A 16867-nucleotide genomic window follows, 5' to 3' on the forward strand; every position below is an offset into this window, starting at 1 on the left:
AGCTTCGTCGGCAGCGTCAGATGTGTATAAGAGACAGCATCACCAGTGGCAAGAACGGCCATGTGGCCATCGTCATTGCCGTCACCGACAAGGGTGCAGGCAAAAAAGGCATGAGCGCCTTCATCGTGCCCACCCACACGTCGGGCTACCACGTGGCGCGCTTGGAAGACAAGCTGGGCCAGCACAGCAGCGACACCGCGCAGATCAACTTTGACAATTGCCGCATCCCCGCCGAGAACCTGATTGGGCAAGAGGGCGAGGGCTACAAGATCGCCCTCTCTGCCCTAGAAGGCGGGCGCATTGGCATCGCCGCGCAAAGCATTGGCATGGCGCGCAGCGCCTTCGAGGTGGCCTTGCAGTACAGCAAAGACCGCGAGAGTTTTGGCACCGCCATCTTCAACCACCAGGCAGTGGGCTTTCGCTTGGCCGACTGCGCCACACAACTCGAAGCCGCGCGCCAGCTCATGTACCACGCGGCCAGCTTGCGCGACGCGGGCTTGCCGTGCTTGAAAGAAGCCGCCATGGCCAAGCTGTTTGCCAGCGAAGCCGCCGAACAGGTGTGCAGCGCCGCCATTCAAACCTTGGGCGGTTATGGCGTGGTGGGCGACTTCCCCGTCGAGCGCATTTACCGCGACGTACGTGTGTGCCAAATCTACGAAGGCACCAGCGACGTCCAAAAAATCATCATCCAGCGCGCATTGGCCTGATGCAAGCGCGGGTCATTTCTGCGTGCGCATCGATAATCGCACCATGAAATTCGATGCTGTGTTGTTTGATTGCGATGGCGTGCTGGTCGACAGCGAAGACATCACCTGTGGTGTGTTGCGCGACATGTTTGAAGAGCTGGGCTGGCAGCTCACGCTGCAAGAGTGCATGGCCCACTTTGTGGGGCACACCGTGCGCACCCGCAAAGACCTGATCGAGGCCCACACCGGCCAGCCCTTCACCGAAGACTGGTTGCAAACCTTTTACCAGCGCCGCAATGTGCGGCTGGAAAACGAAATCACCGCCATTCCCCATGTGCACCAAGCCGTGGCGCACCTGCATGCCCTGCACCACGGGCAGATTGCCTGCGCCTCGGGCGCGGACCGCTTCAAGATCAAGCTCATGCTGACGCAAGTGGGCTTGTTCGATTTTTTTGACGGGCGCATTTTCAGCGGTCACGAAGTGCCGCGCAGCAAGCCTTTCCCCGATGTGTACCTGGCTGCGGCTGCGCACTTGGGCCACGACCCCGCGCGTTGCTTGGCGATCGAAGACACGCACATTGGCGTGGCCGCCGCTGTGGCTGCCGGTGCCACCGTGTGGGGTTATGCGGTGCATGGCCAAGCCGACGCACTGCGCCAAGCGGGCGCGGCCCATGTGTTTGACGACATGCGTGAGCTGCTGCTCACGGCGTAATATCCGCGCATGCGTATCACCTCACAACAAATCTCGGCCATTCGTGCGAGCGCATCTGCGCTGGCGGGTGATGCTGCGCGTGTCTGGCTTTTCGGCTCGCGCGTGCGTGACGATGCGCGAGGTGGTGATGTGGACTTGCTCTTGGAGTTGGATGACGCTGTGGCTGAACCCGCGCAGCTATCAGCGCAACTCGCGGCACACGTGTCACGTGCCATGGATGGTCGAAAGGTCGACGTGTTGATCAAAGCGCCCAATTTGAAACTTTTACCGATTCACACCATCGCCCTGTCAGAAGGAGTTCGCTTATGAAAACTCCTTCGTCGCAAGCCGTACGTCTCGAATTTCTGGTGCGCGTCACCGAAAAAGAGTGTCGGCATTTGTTGGAGACAGATGGTCGTTTGTTTGGCAATTTGTTCACCATTGAAGATGCACAACGAATCGAAGCTGACCCGGTTTTGACCGAGCGCTTAGACGCGTTTGTGTCGCGCTTTGCAAGGCTCCAAGACACGGTAGGCGATAAGTTGCTCCCAGCGTTGCTGCATTTGTTGGCAGAAAAGACGGGGGCTGCTATTGACAACTTAGACAAGGCCGAGAAATTAGGCCTGATTGTGTCTGCCGATGTTTGGGTGGAAATGCGCCAACTGAGAAATCAGATGGTGCATGAATACATTGAGGACTTGGCTGTGCTGACGAGCGCCTTGCGCGCTGGGCATGCGTTTGTGCCAGTGCTTGTTGCTGCCGCGAGGCGGTGCGTGGCAGAAACTCAGCAGCGCCTGAACGCATCCGGTGTCTGACCCGTCCAGCCCTTGAAGGCCCGGATGAAACTCTTTTCGTTCTGAAACCCCGCTGCTTGGGCGATTTGCTTGAGCGGACGTTGGCTGCGGTGGAGCAGGTCGATGGCCAAGTCGCGCCGCACCGCGTCTTTGAGCTGTTGCAAGGATGCGCCTTCTTCTTTGAGCTGGCGGTGCAGCGTTCGGGTGGAGAGGTTGAGCCAAGCGGCCAAGTCGTTGGCATTGCGGCAGTGCTCGGGGTGTCGGGCCAAGGTGTGGCGTACCTTTTCCACCAACAAACGGTCGCGTCGGTAGGGCCGGACCGTGAGCAACAAGGCGCGTTGCAGCATGCGTTGCAAAGCGGCTTCGTCTCGGCGCACAGGCAGGCTCAAATACCCGGCGTCAAACTGCAAGCTGTGGATGGGCGCGTCAAACGCGGTGGGTCCGTCAAACAACACGCGGTAGCTGGCGCGGTGTGCAGGCGCTGCAAATTGCAAGGTGGTCCGCAGCAAAGGAATGCGTGAGTCGGTCAACCAGCACGCCACGCCCAGGGCATTGCGCAGCACCGACACCACGCAGAACTCGCGGTAGTCGCCCAGGTCTCGCGCTTCATGCAATTGCAGCTGCGCCACGCCGTCTTGCACGCGCACCTGCACGTCAATGTCTTGGGTCAACAAGCCGTGGTGGCGGCCCCAGCGCTTGAGTGCCACCCCCAGGTTGGGCGCGGTGAGCGAGGCGCGCACCAGCATGCCGTAGCTGCCCCAGGGCAGGCGACGGCTGAACCAGCCCAGACCTTCGTCGTCGAGTTCTTGCATGGCCGCGCCTGACACCACCTCCATTTGTGTGGCGGTGATGCGTGCATTGGATTTGCGTAAAAGTTTTGGCTCGATTTGTGCTGCCAGCAGGGCTGCCGCTGGGTCTATGCCGCGTGCCGCGTAAGCCGTTGCAATGGCTTGCACAAAAGCAATGGGGGTCTCGGCGCGGCCTCGTGTGGCCGTCTGTGCGGGGGGTGTTTGGGGGCGTGGTTCATTTGGCATGGGTCGAATTTATTGTGGCACGATTTGCAACCATCCTGGCGTACTCGGTGCAAGCCTTGCGCCTACCCTGTGGGCTGATTTGAAGGAAGGCCGTCGCCCATGTCGCAGTTACACACCCAACTCAACCCGCGCGCTGCGGACTTTGCCGCCAACGCGCAAGCCATGCGTGCCTTGGTGGACGACCTGAACCTTCAGGTGCAGCAGGCTCAGCAAGGCGGTGGCGAGGCGGCGCGCGCCAAGCATGTGGCGCGGGGCAAGCTGTTGCCCCGCGATCGGGTGCAGATGCTGCTCGACCCGGGTACGCCGTTTTTAGAGCTGGCACCGCTGGCCGCGTTCCACATGTACAACAACGACGCGCCCAGCGCGGGCCTGATTGCAGGCATTGGCCGCGTCAGCGGAGTCGACTGCATGATCGTGTGCAACGACGCCACCGTCAAAGGCGGCACCTATTACCCGCTCACTGTGAAAAAGCATTTGCGGGCCCAAGAGGTGGCGCAGCAAAACCGCCTGCCCTGCATTTACTTGGTCGACTCGGGCGGTGCCAATTTGCCCAACCAGGACGAGGTGTTCCCAGACCGCGACCACTTTGGCCGCATCTTTTTCAACCAAGCCAATATGAGCGCGCAAGGCATTGCGCAAATCGCGGTGGTCATGGGCAGCTGCACAGCCGGCGGGGCGTATGTGCCCGCCATGAGCGACGAGACCATCATCGTCAACAACCAGGGCACCATCTTCTTGGGCGGCCCTCCGTTGGTCAAAGCCGCCACGGGTGAGGTGGTCAGTGCCGAAGACTTAGGGGGCGGCGACGTGCACACCCGCCTCTCGGGCGTGGCGGACCACTTGGCACACAACGATGTGCATGCACTGGCACTGGCACGCCAAGCCGTGAAAAACCTCAACGCGCGCAAACAACCCAACATTGCCACCCACACGCCGGTGGCACCCCAGTACGATGCGCAGGAGCTGTACGGCGTCATTCCCACCGACACCCGCAAACCCTTTGATGTGCGCGAGATCATTGCCCGCATCGTCGATGCGTCAGAGTTCGACGAGTTCAAGGCCCGCTTTGGCACCACCTTGGTCTGCGGCTTTGCGCGCATCGAAGGCATGCCGGTCGGCATCATCGCCAACAACGGCATTTTGTTTTCCGAGTCGGCGCTCAAAGGCGCGCACTTCATCGAACTGTGTTGCCAGCGCAAAACCCCCTTGGTGTTTTTGCAGAACATCACCGGCTTCATGGTGGGCCGCAAGTACGAGAACGAAGGCATTGCGCGCAACGGTGCCAAGATGGTCACGGCGGTGGCCACTGCCGCGGTCCCGAAGTTCACCGTCATCATTGGCGGCAGTTTTGGCGCGGGCAACTACGGCATGTGTGGCCGTGCTTTCGCGCCACGGTTTTTGTGGATGTGGCCCAATGCGCGCATCTCGGTGATGGGCGGTGAGCAAGCGGCCAGCGTGCTGGCCACGGTCAAGCGCGATGGCATCGAGGGCAAAGGTGGGCAGTGGAGCATGGAGGAAGAAGAAGCCTTCAAAGCCCCCATCAAAAGCCAATACGAAACCCAAGGCCACCCCTACTTTGCCACCGCGCGTTTGTGGGACGACGGCGTGATCGACCCGGCCGACACCCGCCGCGTGCTGGCGCTGGGCTTGAGCGCTTCGCTCAATGCGCCGATTGCTGACACCACCTTTGGCCTGTTTCGCATGTGATGCACGAAAGAACGACATGACTGCTTTGACTGTGACCACCCATGCTGCGGTACGCACCATCACCCTGTCGCGCCCTGAGGTACGCAACGCTTTCAACGACGAGGTGATTGCCGAACTCAAAGCCGCCTTTGAGGCCGCAGACCAAGCCCCCGACGTGCGCTGTGTGGTGTTGGCGGCAGAAGGCCCTGCGTTTTGCGCGGGCGCCGACTTGAACTGGATGCGCCGCATGGCCGACTACACCCGCGACCAAAACCTGGCCGATGCGGCGCAGCTGGCCGCCATGCTGCGCGCCATCTACACCTGTGCCAAGCCCACGCTGGCGCGGGTGCAGGGCGATGTGTACGCCGGTGGCTTGGGGCTGGTGGCGGCGTGTGACATGGCGGTCAGTGTGGACACCGCGCATTACTGCTTGAGCGAAGTCAAGATTGGCCTCATTCCGGCCACCATCAGTCCGTATGTCATCCGTGCCATGGGCGCACGGGCAGCGCACCGTTACTTTTTAACGGCCGAGCGTTTCAGTGCTACCGAGGCGCACCGCTTGGGGCTGGTGCACGAGGTGGTCAGCGCCGACGCCTTGGACGCGCAGGTGGACGCGCTCACCCAAGCCTTGGTCGCGGCCAGCCCCGATGCCCTCACCGCGTGCAAGCAGCTGTTGCACGAGGTGGCGGGGCGCGACATCGACCACGCCTTGGTGGACCGCACCGTGCAAGGCATTGCCGACATCCGTGCCAGTGCCCAAGGCAAAGAAGGCGTGCAGTCGTTCTTGCAAAAACGCAAACCCCATTGGCTGGTGTGAACACCGCATCGCTTGAACTGAAAGACCCTCATGTTTCAAAAAATTCTCATTGCCAACCGTGGCGAAATTGCCTGTCGCGTGGCGGCCACAGCGCGCCGTTTGGGCGTGAAAACCGTGGCGGTGTATTCCGACGCCGATGCCACCGCCAAGCACGTGCTGGCCTGTGACGAGGCGGTGCACATCGGCGGCAGCGCGCCCCAAGACAGCTACCTGCGCTGGGAGCGCATCTTGCAAGCGGCGCAAGACACGGGCGCACAAGCGGTGCACCCGGGCTATGGCTTTTTGAGTGAGAACGAAGACTTTGCCAAAGCCTGTGCGGCGGCGGGGCTGGTGTTCATTGGGCCATCGCCTTCGGCCATCCAAGCCATGGGCTTGAAGGCCGAGTCGAAGCAGCTGATGGAAAAAGCCGGTGTGCCCTTGGTGCCTGGCTACCACGGGGCTGACCAAGACCCGGCCTTGCTGCAACGCGAGGCCGATCGCATGGGCTACCCCGTGCTGATCAAGGCCAGCGCAGGCGGCGGCGGCAAAGGCATGCGGGCGGTGGAGAAGGCGGCAGATTTTGCCGAGGCCTTGGCCAGTTGCCAACGTGAAGCCACACACAGCTTTGGCAGTGACGCGGTGCTGATTGAAAAGTACGTGCAGCGCCCGCGCCACATCGAGATCCAGGTGTTTGGCGACACGCACGGCCACTGCGTGTATTTGTTCGAGCGCGACTGTTCGGTGCAACGCCGTCACCAAAAAGTGCTGGAAGAAGCGCCTGCTCCTGGCATGACCGAGGCCTTGCGCGCGCAAATGGGCGCAGCGGCGGTGGCTGCGGCCCAAGCGGTGAACTACGTGGGCGCGGGCACGGTGGAGTTCATCGTCGAGCAAGCGGGCTACGACAAACCCGAGGCCATGAAGTTTTATTTCATGGAGATGAACACCCGCTTGCAGGTGGAGCACCCGGTGACGGAGGCCATCACCGGGCTCGACTTGGTGGAGTGGCAACTGCGTGTGGCCAGTGGCGAGCCTTTGCCCTTGCGCCAAGACCAGTTGCGCATTCAGGGGCATGCCATTGAGGCGCGCATTTGTGCCGAGAACCCCGACAACAACTTTCTGCCCGCCACCGGCACCTTGCAGGTCTACCGCAAGCCCGCGTGCACCAGTTTTGCGGTGGCTGCCGGTGCGGTGCGGGCGGACGACGGCGTGCGCGAGGGCGACACCATCAGCCCGTATTACGACTCCATGGTGGCCAAGCTCATCGTGCATGGCGACACCCGCGCCCAAGCCTTGGCACGTTTGGACGCTGCGCTGGCGCAGACCCACATCGTGGGCCTGGCCACCAATGTGCAGTTCTTGCGCCAGGTGGTGCGCAGCCCCTCGTTTGCCAAGGCGCAACTCGACACGGCCCTCATCCCGCGCGAAGCGGCGGTGTTGTTCCACCAAGAGCCGGTGGGTGCGGTCCGCGCTGTGGCGGCGGTGGTGGCGCACACGCTGCACGCCGAGCGTCGCTTGGCTGGCACCGACCCGTTCAGCCAGCGTGATGGGTGGCAGGCCTATGGCGTGCGCACCCGTGCGTTCACCTGTGTGTTGGGGGACGACACGCTGCATGCACAGCTGAGTTATTTGCACGATGGCGGATTGCATTTGCGTGTTTCGTCAGCGGGTGCCGCGCTACCGACGACGGCACCCAGCGGCGGCGATGCGTCTGGTTTGCTGCAGTTCAGTGCGGCGGGCTTGGCGGGTGATGTGGTCGAGGTAGGCGAGGTAGGCGAGGTGGCTCAGTCGGGCCTGTGGGTCAGCTTTGACGGCCAGCGCACCCACAGCAGCCTGCATTGGCAAGGCGACGTGGCCCATGTATTCACGCCCGACGGCGCCACCCGGATCACCTGGAACGACCCGCTGGCCCATGCGGGCGAGGTGGAAATGAAAGGCGGCCGCTTGACCGCACCCATGCCTGGCAAGGTGGTGTCGTTTGCCGTCAGGGTGGGCGACGTGGTGACGGCGGGCCAAACCCTGGCGGTGATGGAGGCCATGAAGATGGAGCACACCATTGCCGCCCCTAAAGACGGCACGGTGCAAGAGCTGCTCTATGCCGCAGGCGACCAAGTGGCCGAAGGGGCAGAATTGCTCAAACTCGACTGAACACCGCGCACACAGAAAGCCGCAGATGAACCTTCCCTCACGCGTCCACCTCATCGACGTCGGCCCCCGCGATGGCCTGCAAAACGAAAAGCAGCCGGTGCCTGCTGCCGTCAAGATTGAACTGGTGCAGCGCCTGCAAGCGGCGGGCCTGGCAGAGATTGAGGTCACCAGTTTTGTCTCGCCCAAATGGGTACCGCAAATGGCCGACAACACCGAGGTGATGGCCGGCATCACCCGCCTGCCCGGCGTGCGTTACTCGGTGCTCACGCCCAATCTGCAAGGTTTTGAAGCGGCGCTGAAAAGCCGGCCTGACGAGATCGTGGTGTTTGGCGCGGCCAGCGAGGCCTTCAGTCAAAAGAACATCAACTGCTCCATCGCCCAGAGCATCGAACGCTTTGCGCCCGTGGTGCAAGCAGCCCTCGCTGCAGGCGTGGCCGTGCGGGGTGCCATGAGCTGCACCGTGGGCTGCCCGTACGAGGGCGACATTGCACCTGAGCGCGTGGCTTACTTGGCTGGGTTGATGAAAGGCATTGGCGTGCAGCGCGTGGACGTGGCCGACACCATTGGCGTGGGCACACCGCGCAAGGTGCAAGCGGCCTTAGAGGCCACGCTCCAACATTTCGCGCTGAGCGAGGTGTCAGGCCATTTCCACGACACCTACGGCCAAGCCTTGGCCAACACCTTGGTGGCTTTGCAGATGGGAGTGTGGAACTTTCAGTCGTCGGTGGCGGGTTTGGGCGGCTGCCCGTATGCCAAAGGGGCCACGGGCAATGTGGCCACCGAAGACGTGGTGTACCTGCTGCACGGTCTAGGCATCGAGACCGGTATAGATTTAGAGGCGTTGGTGGATGCGGGTGTGTTCATCAGCCAAGCCTTGGGCCGCCCACCCAATTCACGTGTCGCCACGGCGGTTTTGAACAAGCGCCCTGTCTAAAGACACGATGTCGCAGACAATGCTTGCCATGTGTGGAAGTGAAGTGACCCCCAAACCCTCTGGCCAGTCAGCGTCGGCTTTGTCGCTGCTCGAGCTTGCCCAGCGCGTGACCTTGGACGCTGTCCAAGCTTCACCCAGTGCCAGGGTGCCTTCGCCTTGCATCTCGGTGTGCCACATGTCCAGCGACACCGGTTGGTGCGCGGGCTGTTGGCGCAGCTTGGACGAGATAGGCAGCTGGGGCCAAAGCAGCGTTGAGACCCAGCGCGTGGTGTGGACCCGCATTGCACAACGCATCACCGCCCACATTAGCTGAGGACGTGCCTGATGAAAACCATCACCTGTTACCTCGACTTCATTTCGCCCTACGCGTATTTGGCCTTTGAGGCACTGCCGCAAGCGCTGATGGGCACCAGCTACCGGGTGGTCTATCGGCCGATTTTGTTTGCCGCCTTGCTCAAGCACCACGGTCAGTTGGGTCCTGCAGAAATTGCGGGCAAGCGTGAGTGGACGTACCGCCAGGTGTTGTGGCAAGCGCGCCAACTGGGTGTGCCCTTGCAGATGCCCGCCAGCCACCCGTTCAACCCCTTGCCTTTGTTGCGTTTGGCTGTGGCGTGTGACCGCCACGGCGAGCCGAGTCGTTATGTGTGTGAAACCGTGTTCCGCCATGTCTGGCGCAGCGAGGGCGCTGCTGCCGACGATGTGGCGCGTTTGGGCGCGCTCACCACCCAGTTGTTGCCAGCGCGCGCGCCCGATGCCGCCGAGGTGAAAGACCAACTCAAAGCCCACACCGAAGCAGCCATGGCGCATGGTGTGTTTGGCGTGCCCACGTTTGAGGTGGATGGCCATGTGTTTTGGGGGCTCGATGCCTTGCCCATGTTGCGCGCTTACCTTGATGGCGACGCTTGGTTTGAAGGGCCGTGGGTCAGCGCCGCAAGCGTGGCGCAAGGCGTGAAGCGTTGAATCAGGGCCCATACTTGGCCCTGCCCCATGCCCAACGCATTTAACTTTTCAACCTCGCCTTTTGACTGTCTGACGCTCCAAGAGCAACGTTTGGTGCGCGACAGCGTGGATGTGGCGTATTACCCCGAAGGCCAGACCATTTTGGAGGTGGGCGCGGCACCGACCCACTTGTTTGTCATCATCAAAGGCTATGTCACCCAATACGAGGGGGATGAGGTGGTGACCACTTATGGTCCAGAAGACACCTTTGATGGCCGGGGCCTGGTGGCTGGCAAAACCAGCAGCCGTTTTGTGGCGGTGGAAGAGGTGGTGGCCTACCAGTTGGCACGCCAAACGGTGACCGATTTGATCGCCGATAACGCCACCTTTGGGGCCCTCTTGTTTTCGGACCTGAGCCAAAAACTAAGCGCCTTGTCCCAGCGGCAAAGCCAGCACGAATTGCAGTCGCTCACCTTGTCGCGGGTGGACGAGGCCTTTGTACGACCCGCCCAAACGGTGGATGCTGACACCGATTTGCTGACGGTCGTGCGCTTGTTTCAAGAACACCGAACCTCCAATGTCTTGGTGCGCGACACCCTGAGTGAGCCCGTTCGCTTGGGCATCTTCACCGCCACGGCATTGCAGCGCGCCATTTTGTTGGGCGTGCCGTTGGCGCAGCAAAAGGTCGGTGATTTGACCCGCTACGCGCTCATCACCGTGCGACCTTCTGACCAAGTAGGCGACGCTTTGGCCATGATGCTCAAACACCGCGTCCACCGCGTGGTTGTGGCAGAGGGGGAGCGTATCCATGGTGTGCTCGAAGCCTTGGACGTGTTCAGCTTCTTGTCCAACCACTCTCACCTGATCACGGTGCAGGTGGAGGCTGCGGACACCCTGGACGCACTGGCCCAGGCGGCAATACTCATCACCCGCATGGTGACCTCGCTCTTTCGCAGCGGCACCCGGGTGAGTTTGATTGCACGTTTGGTGCAAGACCTCAATGCGCGTTTGTTTGAGCGTGCCTGGCAGTTGATTGCCCCGCCTGACTTGGTGGCCAACAGCTGCTTGTTTGTGATGGGCAGCGAAGGGCGCGGCGAGCAGTTGCTCAAGACCGACCAAGACAACGGTTTGGTGCTGCGCGATGGCTACACGCCGCCAGACAACTTGGATGCCATTTGCCAAGCTTTCTCTGCTGCGCTTGGGACTTTTGGTTACCCGGAATGCCCTGGGCGCATCATGGTGAGCAACCCCATGTGGCGCAAGAGTGCCACTGAATTTGCGCAGATGGTGCAGCAGTGGTTGCTCATGCCGGACCCGGACAGTTTGATGAATTTGGCGATCTTTTTAGATGCCCATGCGGTTTGTGGCGATGCCAGTCTGCTGGCGCAAGCCCGACAAGCTCTGATGCGTTTGGCCACCGACAACGACGCCATGCTGGCGCGCTTTGCCTCGGCCATCGATGCATTTGGCAACAGCCAAGGTTGGTGGAACCGTTTGTTGGGTTTGGGGGAAAGCACGGGCTTGCACATCAAAAAAGAAGGCTTGTTTCCCTTGGTGCACGGGGTGCGCAGCATGGCCTTGGCCGAACACCTGAGTGAAACCAGCACTGCGGCCCGTGTGGATGCCTTGGTTGCACGCGGCGTGTTGTCACTAGAACTGGGCGCTGATTTGACACAAAGCCTGCAGTTCTTGATGGGCTTGAAGTTGAAAGCCGGATTGACGGAGCTAGAAACCCAGCGCCCAGTGTCGGGCGCGGTGGAGGTCACCAAGCTCTCGAGCTTGGAGCGTGACTTGCTCAAAGATGCCTTGGGTGTCGTCAAACAATTCAAAGCCTTGATGCATTACCGCTTCAAGCTCGACGCGCTGTGATCAGCACCTTGTTCAACCCCAGAAGTTGGTGGCCCTCCATCAAGCGTGAGTGGTTGATTTATCACTTGGGTTTGCCCGAGTTCCGATTCATGTTTGAGCCGCCTCCGCCCAACGAATGGGTAGCGCTGGACTGCGAGACCACCGGCTTGAACGTGGGCAGCGATGAAATCATTTCGATTGGCGCGGTGCGCATCGTCGGGCAACGCATCATGACCAGTGAGCGGCTGGAGTTGTTGGTGCGCCCGGAGCGCGGTGTGTCGCCAGAGAGCGTGCGCATTCACCGCTTGCGCGAACAAGATGTGGCCCAGGGCTTGTCGATCGATGAGGCCATGAAGCAACTGCTTTATTTCATCGGCGCGCGTCCGATCGTGGGCTATTACCTCGAGTTCGATGTGGCCATGCTCAACCGCGCCTTGTGGCCCCTGTTGGGGCAGGGTTTGCCGCAGCCAAAAATCGAAGTCTCGGCGATGTATTACGACCACAAGTTTCGCCAGATGCTGCCTTACGAACAGCAGACCTATCCCAACATCGATTTGCGCTTCGCCACCTTGATGGCCGATTTGGATTTGCCGGTGCGTGAGGCGCACGACGCCTTGAACGATGCGGTGATGGCTGCGTTGGCCTTCATCAAGTTGCGGCAGTTGCGCGGCGACTAAGCATGAAAAAACCGGACAAGCGGTGAAGCTTGCCCGGTTTTGGCAGAGCGTATGACACGCTCTGAAGCGTCGATCAATGGCCCGAAGCGCCCGAGGCACCATAGCCCGTTTCTGAACGCACTTGCTGTGCTGCAAACGCAGCACGTTCGTTCTTGGCGTCTTGGCTGTTGTCCAAAATGGAGAACAACCAGATGCCCACGAAACCAATCGTCATCGAGAACAAGGCCGGTGAGGCGTAAGGGAACAAGGCAGATCCTTTGGGGTTGCCCAGCGTGGCTTCCCACACCGAAGGCGACACCACGGTCAACGCCACCGAGGAGAGCAAGCCTAGGAAGCCGCCAATCACAGCGCCCTTGGTGGTGCAGTCTTTCCAAAGCACCGACATGAACAACACGGGGAAGTTGGCCGATGCGGCAATCGCAAAGGCCAGGGCCACCATGAAGGCGATGTTTTGCTTCTCAAACGCGATGCCCAAGACCACGGCAATCACACCGAGTGCCACCGTGGTGATGCGCGAGACACGCAACTCAGCCGCGCTGTCGGCGTTGCCTTTCTTGAACACCGTGGCGTACAAGTCGTGCGACACCGCAGAGGCACCCGACAGCGTCAAGCCCGCCACCACGGCCAAGATGGTGGCAAAAGCCACGGCCGAGATGAAGCCATAGAACACGTCGCCGCCCACTGTTTTGGCCACCAGCACGGCGGCCATGTTGGCCGTGCCTGCGCCGCCTTTGATGATGCCTTTGGCAACATCGGACATCTCAGGATTGGTCAACACCAAGGTGATGGCACCAAAACCGATGATGAAGATCAGCACATAGAAGTAGCCAATCCACGTGGTGGCCCACAGCACCGACTTGCGGGCTTCTTTGGCATCAGGCACGGTGAAGAAGCGCATCAAGATGTGGGGCAAACCGGCGGTACCAAACATCAGGGCCATGCCGAAGCTGATGGCAGAAATGGGGTCTTTGATGAAGCCGCCTGGGCCCATGATGGACAAGCCTGCTTTGTCGGGGTCGAGGGCCGTCGCCGTGGCCAAGGCCGCAGAGGCGGCGGCTTGGGCTTCAGGCGTGGCTGCCAAGGCCGCCGAGGCCGTGGCCGCAGCCATGGCGGCTTCTTTGGCGTTGGCGGCGATCATGGATTTCACCAACACGCCTTTGGCAAACAAGGCCTCAGGGCTGAAGCCAAACTGTGCCAGCACCATCACGGCCATGAAGGTCACGCCTGCGAGCAGCATGCAGGCCTTGATGATTTGCACCCAGGTGGTGGCGGTCATGCCGCCGAACAACACATAGACCATCATCAGCGCGCCGACGATGACCACGGCCATCCAGTACTCCAAGCCAAACAGCAGCTTGATCAACTGGCCAGCACCCACCATCTGAGCAATCAGATAGAACGCCACCACCACCAAGGTGCCCGACGCTGCAAAAGCGCGGATCGGGGTTTGCTTGAAGCGGTAGCCCGCCACATCGGCAAAGGTGAACTTGCCCAGGTTGCGCAGACGTTCGGCCATCAAGAAGGTGATGACGGGCCAGCCCACCAAAAAACCGATGGAGTAGATCAAGCCGTCGTAGCCACTGGCCATCACCGCAGCCGAAATGCCGAGGAACGATGCGGCAGACATGTAGTCGCCCGCAATCGCCAAGCCGTTTTGAAAACCCGTGATGCCACCCCCTGCGGTGTAGAAATCAGCCGCAGAGCGTGTTTTAGAGGCGGCCCATTTGGTGATCCACAAGGTGCCCGCCACGAACGCGGCGAACATGCCAATCGCGGTCCAGTTGGTCGTTTGCTTGGCGGTTTCACCCACATCGCCGCCAGCGGCTAAAGCTGCGCCACAAGCCATCAGGCCCAGCAACGCGCTCAAAAGGAATGGGAGTTTTTTCATTGGGTGGCGTCCTTCAAAATTTCTTTGGTCAGCATGTCGTACTCGCTGTTGGCGCGACGCACATAAATGCCGGTGATCACGATGGTGAACACGATCACCCCCATGCCAATGGGAATGCCCAGGGTGGTGACGCCTGAGCCAATCGGCTGAGCCAGGAAGGGCTTGTTGAAAGCAATCAATGCGATGTAGCCGTAGTAGACGACCAACATCAACACGGTGAGAAACCAGCCAAAACCTCCGCGCTTGGCGCGCAGCTCTTTGTATTTCGGGTGGTTCTGGATCTTGTCGACCACTGGATCACTCATATGAATTTCCTTTGTAGAGAGATGGGCAGATGCAATCCACGGGGTGGCTTTGCTCTGGCTGCGCGATTCTCAACAGAAGGACTGACCAAGTCCTTACGCTCAGCAGGGCCTCTATAACGGCACGCCTTGAGTTACATATAGATACCTCTTTTTTTTGCTATCGCAAACCCTAGGCTTTGGGCTGGTGATTTTTCATCTCAAAACGACCTAGATGCCGCTTTATTTCACATGTAAAAAAATAGACGCAGGGTTTGCGAGCGGTTTTTATTTGGGAGGCTGGATTGAGGGGCCGTGAGAGTTTTCGCATTGTCAGAATACGGTCAGTGAAGGCTCTGATAGTTGCCCCGCACGGCACCTGCTCAGGTGCTGAAATCATTTTTTGAGGAGAGAAACAGCATGGCAGCACTAGACGTCAATCGTCCCATGACAGCAGAAGAGAAGAAGGTGATCTTCGCTTCTTCTTTGGGCACGGTTTTTGAGTGGTACGACTTTTATCTGTACGGTTCTTTGGCGGCCATCATCGCCAAACAATTTTTCAGCGGTTTGGACGAAGGCTCCGCCTTCATCTTTGCGCTGTTGGCGTTTGCTGCGGGCTTCATCGTGCGTCCGTTTGGCGCTATTTTCTTTGGCCGCTTGGGCGACATGATCGGTCGCAAGTACACCTTCTTGGTGACCATCCTGATCATGGGCTTGTCCACTTTCATTGTGGGCATCTTGCCGAACTACGCCAGCATTGGCGTCGCGGCGCCTGTCATCTTGATTTGTTTGCGTTTGCTGCAAGGCTTGGCCTTGGGCGGCGAGTACGGCGGCGCTGCCACGTATGTGGCCGAGCATGCCCCGCACGACAAGCGTGGCGCTTACACCTCTTGGATTCAAACCACCGCCACGCTGGGCTTGTTCCTGTCGCTGATGGTGATTTTGGGTACCCGCACGGCCTTGGGTGAAGCCGACTTCGCCGAGTGGGGCTGGCGCGTGCCGTTCATCGTGTCGATCGCTTTGTTGGCCGTGTCGGTCTACATCCGCTTGTCGATGAACGAGTCACCTGCTTTCCAGAAAATGAAGTCTGAAGGCAAAACCTCCAAGGCGCCGTTGACCGAATCATTTGGTCAATGGAAAAACCTCAAGATCGTGATCTTAGCTTTGATCGGTTTGACCGCGGGTCAAGCGGTGGTTTGGTACTCTGGCCAGTTCTACGCCTTGTTCTTCTTGACCCAAGCGCTCAAGGTCAATGGCGCGGATGCAAACATTTTTGTGGCCGTGTCTTTGCTGATCGGCACACCGTTTTTCATCATCTTTGGCTCGCTGTCCGACAAGATTGGTCGCAAGCCCATCATCATGTTGGGTTGCTTGTTGGCTGTGCTGACTTACTTCCCCGTGTTTGAGGCACTGACCAAAGCGGCCAACCCTGCCTTGTACGAAGCCCAACAAAAGAGCCAAGTGGTGGTGACCGCTGATCCAGCCGAGTGCTCGTTCCAGTTCAACCCCACCGGCACGGTGAAGTTCACCAGTTCGTGCGACATCGCCAAACAAAAATTGGCGGCCAGTTCGGTGAGCTACTCCAATGTGGTGGCACCGGCAGGCACCAAAGCCACCATCAAAGTGGGTGAGACGGTGATCAATGTGGCTGTCACGCCTGAAGAAATTGCCGCCGCCAAAGAAGCTGCCGACAAGAAAGTGGCTGACTTGAAAGCCGCCTCACCCGTGGACGAGAAAGCAGTTGCTGCAGCTGAAGCCTCGATCAAGGAGTTGTCGGACGACAAGAAGAACAAGAACGCAGTGTTGACGGCCAATTTGAGTGGTGCACTCAAAGCTGCCGGCTATCCCACCAAGGCGGACCCTGCTCGCGTGGACAGCGTGAAAGTGGTCATCATCCTCACCTACTTGGTGATCTTGGTCACCATGGTGTACGGCCCGATTGCGGCCATGTTGGTCGAGATGTTCCCCACCCGCATTCGCTACACCTCGATGTCTTTGCCGTATCACATTGGCAACGGTTGGTTTGGCGGCTTGCTGCCCACCACGGCATTTGCCATCGTGGCCCAGACGGGCAATATGTACAACGGCTTGTGGTATCCGATCATCGTGGCCGGTATGACGTTTGTCATCGGCATGTTGTTCATCAAAGAAACCAAAGACGTGGACATTTACGAAAACGACTGATCCTTGTCAGCAACCAGGGATGCCTTGGCTGCTACATTCAAGCCCTCCTTCGTGGAGGGCTTTTTACTGATTTCGGAGATTGTGTATGCTGAAAATTTTCATTGGTTTCATCATCTTTGCGGCCTTGGCCCTGTTTGTCATCATGAAAGGTGGCAACAACTTGGACATGGGCGGTGAAAAACATGGCGAGGAAGCGATCCATGCGCCTGCTGAAGCGGCCTCTGGCCCCGCATCGGCACCAGCCGCAGAGGCGTCAGCCACCAAGTAAGGCGGGATTTTTTTGC

17 protein-coding genes are annotated in these 16867 nt (G+C 59.8%); 14 read left to right on the forward strand and 3 right to left on the reverse strand.

Going from position 1 to position 16867, the window contains the following annotated elements:
• The 4 genes from ACKWJN_RS11725 to ACKWJN_RS11740 all read left to right on the forward strand — a co-directional run.
• A partial coding sequence (locus ACKWJN_RS11725; RefSeq protein ID WP_408597117.1) for an acyl-CoA dehydrogenase family protein occupies positions 1-707 on the forward strand: 707 nt, incomplete at its 5' end.
• Between the two features lie 43 nt (positions 708-750).
• Positions 751-1398: an HAD family hydrolase gene (locus ACKWJN_RS11730; protein WP_408597119.1), complete on the forward strand. Its 648-nt coding sequence runs from the start codon at positions 751-753 to the stop codon at positions 1396-1398.
• A 9-nt stretch (positions 1399-1407) separates the two neighbouring features.
• A complete protein-coding gene (locus ACKWJN_RS11735; RefSeq protein WP_408597121.1) occupies positions 1408-1707 on the forward strand; it encodes a nucleotidyltransferase domain-containing protein in 300 nt (99 codons plus the stop codon).
• Positions 1704-2192 carry a hypothetical protein gene (locus tag ACKWJN_RS11740; protein WP_408597123.1) on the forward strand — a complete coding sequence of 163 codons (489 nt, stop codon included), beginning with the start codon at positions 1704-1706 and terminating at the stop codon, positions 2190-2192. The genes ACKWJN_RS11735 and ACKWJN_RS11740 overlap by 4 nt, the downstream gene beginning before the upstream one ends.
• Here the strand turns inward: ACKWJN_RS11740 and ACKWJN_RS11745 are convergent.
• Positions 2162-3205 (reverse strand): AraC family transcriptional regulator, encoded by a 1044-nt coding sequence (locus ACKWJN_RS11745; protein WP_408597125.1) that lies wholly within the window; start codon positions 3203-3205, stop codon positions 2162-2164. The genes ACKWJN_RS11740 and ACKWJN_RS11745 overlap by 31 nt on opposite strands.
• Before the next feature lie 99 nt (positions 3206-3304).
• Here ACKWJN_RS11745 and ACKWJN_RS11750 point away from each other — a divergent pair, with 99 nt between their 5' ends.
• From ACKWJN_RS11750 to ACKWJN_RS11785, 8 genes are read left to right on the forward strand one after another with little or no spacing between them, the layout of a single operon-like run.
• Positions 3305-4912 carry a carboxyl transferase domain-containing protein gene (locus ACKWJN_RS11750; RefSeq protein ID WP_408597127.1) on the forward strand — a complete coding sequence of 536 codons (1608 nt, stop codon included), beginning with the start codon at positions 3305-3307 and terminating at the stop codon, positions 4910-4912.
• A gap of 16 nt (positions 4913-4928) precedes the next feature.
• Positions 4929-5708, forward strand: coding sequence for an enoyl-CoA hydratase/isomerase family protein (locus ACKWJN_RS11755; protein WP_408597128.1), 780 nt, complete (start codon positions 4929-4931; stop codon positions 5706-5708).
• A gap of 30 nt (positions 5709-5738) precedes the next feature.
• The gene (locus ACKWJN_RS11760) at positions 5739-7832 is read left to right on the forward strand and encodes an acetyl/propionyl/methylcrotonyl-CoA carboxylase subunit alpha (protein WP_408597129.1); all 2094 of its coding nucleotides are present in this window, start codon (positions 5739-5741) and stop codon (positions 7830-7832) included.
• A gap of 25 nt (positions 7833-7857) precedes the next feature.
• Positions 7858-8766 carry a hydroxymethylglutaryl-CoA lyase gene (locus ACKWJN_RS11765; RefSeq protein WP_408597131.1) on the forward strand — a complete coding sequence of 303 codons (909 nt, stop codon included), beginning with the start codon at positions 7858-7860 and terminating at the stop codon, positions 8764-8766.
• A gap of 43 nt (positions 8767-8809) precedes the next feature.
• Positions 8810-9079: a DUF1289 domain-containing protein gene (locus tag ACKWJN_RS11770; RefSeq protein WP_408597133.1), complete on the forward strand. Its 270-nt coding sequence runs from the start codon at positions 8810-8812 to the stop codon at positions 9077-9079.
• An 11-nt stretch (positions 9080-9090) separates the two neighbouring features.
• Complete coding sequence (locus ACKWJN_RS11775) at positions 9091-9726, forward strand: 2-hydroxychromene-2-carboxylate isomerase (RefSeq protein WP_408597135.1); 636 nt, start codon at positions 9091-9093, stop codon at positions 9724-9726.
• A gap of 27 nt (positions 9727-9753) precedes the next feature.
• A complete protein-coding gene (locus ACKWJN_RS11780; RefSeq protein WP_408597137.1) occupies positions 9754-11574 on the forward strand; it encodes a DUF294 nucleotidyltransferase-like domain-containing protein in 1821 nt (606 codons plus the stop codon).
• A 38-nt stretch (positions 11575-11612) separates the two neighbouring features.
• Positions 11613-12230, forward strand: coding sequence for a 3'-5' exonuclease (locus ACKWJN_RS11785; RefSeq protein WP_408597171.1), 618 nt, complete (start codon positions 11613-11615; stop codon positions 12228-12230).
• Between the two features lie 73 nt (positions 12231-12303).
• Here ACKWJN_RS11785 and ACKWJN_RS11790 read toward each other — a convergent pair whose 3' ends face one another.
• Positions 12304-14118, reverse strand: coding sequence for a cation acetate symporter (locus ACKWJN_RS11790; protein ID WP_408597139.1), 1815 nt, complete (start codon positions 14116-14118; stop codon positions 12304-12306).
• The gene (locus ACKWJN_RS11795; protein ID WP_408597140.1) at positions 14115-14423 is read right to left on the reverse strand and encodes a DUF485 domain-containing protein; all 309 of its coding nucleotides are present in this window, start codon (positions 14421-14423) and stop codon (positions 14115-14117) included. Before ACKWJN_RS11795 ends, ACKWJN_RS11790 begins: the two co-directional genes overlap by 4 nt.
• Before the next feature lie 396 nt (positions 14424-14819).
• Between ACKWJN_RS11795 and ACKWJN_RS11800 the strand changes: the two genes are divergently transcribed.
• Together ACKWJN_RS11800 and ACKWJN_RS11805 are read left to right on the forward strand one after the other, a co-directional pair.
• On the forward strand, positions 14820-16583 hold the full coding sequence (locus ACKWJN_RS11800; protein WP_408597142.1) for an MFS transporter: 1764 nt from the start codon (positions 14820-14822) through the stop codon (positions 16581-16583).
• An 85-nt stretch (positions 16584-16668) separates the two neighbouring features.
• On the forward strand, positions 16669-16851 hold the full coding sequence (locus ACKWJN_RS11805; RefSeq protein ID WP_408597144.1) for a hypothetical protein: 183 nt from the start codon (positions 16669-16671) through the stop codon (positions 16849-16851).
• Positions 16852-16867: the final 16 nt, after the last annotated feature.

The sequence above is a fragment of the Limnohabitans sp. genome, from assembly GCF_046052825.1.
In the GTDB taxonomy this organism is placed as follows: Bacteria; Pseudomonadota; Gammaproteobacteria; order Burkholderiales; family Burkholderiaceae_C; genus Limnohabitans.

What these genes read in the sequence shown, in the direction of transcription:
- ACKWJN_RS11775 (WP_408597135.1), top strand. Translation starts at nt 9,091, where the DNA reads ATGAAAACCATCACCTGTTACCTCGACTTCATTTCGCCCTACGCGTAT.
- ACKWJN_RS11795 (WP_408597140.1), bottom strand. Translation starts at nt 14,423, where the DNA reads ATGAGTGATCCAGTGGTCGACAAGATCCAGAACCACCCGAAATACAAA.
- ACKWJN_RS11730 (WP_408597119.1), top strand. Translation starts at nt 751, where the DNA reads ATGAAATTCGATGCTGTGTTGTTTGATTGCGATGGCGTGCTGGTCGAC.
- ACKWJN_RS11745 (WP_408597125.1), bottom strand. Translation starts at nt 3,205, where the DNA reads ATGCCAAATGAACCACGCCCCCAAACACCCCCCGCACAGACGGCCACA.
- ACKWJN_RS11750 (WP_408597127.1), top strand. Translation starts at nt 3,305, where the DNA reads ATGTCGCAGTTACACACCCAACTCAACCCGCGCGCTGCGGACTTTGCC.
- ACKWJN_RS11805 (WP_408597144.1), top strand. Translation starts at nt 16,669, where the DNA reads ATGCTGAAAATTTTCATTGGTTTCATCATCTTTGCGGCCTTGGCCCTG.
- ACKWJN_RS11800 (WP_408597142.1), top strand. Translation starts at nt 14,820, where the DNA reads ATGGCAGCACTAGACGTCAATCGTCCCATGACAGCAGAAGAGAAGAAG.
- ACKWJN_RS11780 (WP_408597137.1), top strand. Translation starts at nt 9,754, where the DNA reads ATGCCCAACGCATTTAACTTTTCAACCTCGCCTTTTGACTGTCTGACG.
- ACKWJN_RS11760 (WP_408597129.1), top strand. Translation starts at nt 5,739, where the DNA reads ATGTTTCAAAAAATTCTCATTGCCAACCGTGGCGAAATTGCCTGTCGC.
- ACKWJN_RS11740 (WP_408597123.1), top strand. Translation starts at nt 1,704, where the DNA reads ATGAAAACTCCTTCGTCGCAAGCCGTACGTCTCGAATTTCTGGTGCGC.
- ACKWJN_RS11790 (WP_408597139.1), bottom strand. Translation starts at nt 14,118, where the DNA reads ATGAAAAAACTCCCATTCCTTTTGAGCGCGTTGCTGGGCCTGATGGCT.
- ACKWJN_RS11755 (WP_408597128.1), top strand. Translation starts at nt 4,929, where the DNA reads ATGACTGCTTTGACTGTGACCACCCATGCTGCGGTACGCACCATCACC.
- ACKWJN_RS11735 (WP_408597121.1), top strand. Translation starts at nt 1,408, where the DNA reads ATGCGTATCACCTCACAACAAATCTCGGCCATTCGTGCGAGCGCATCT.
- ACKWJN_RS11765 (WP_408597131.1), top strand. Translation starts at nt 7,858, where the DNA reads ATGAACCTTCCCTCACGCGTCCACCTCATCGACGTCGGCCCCCGCGAT.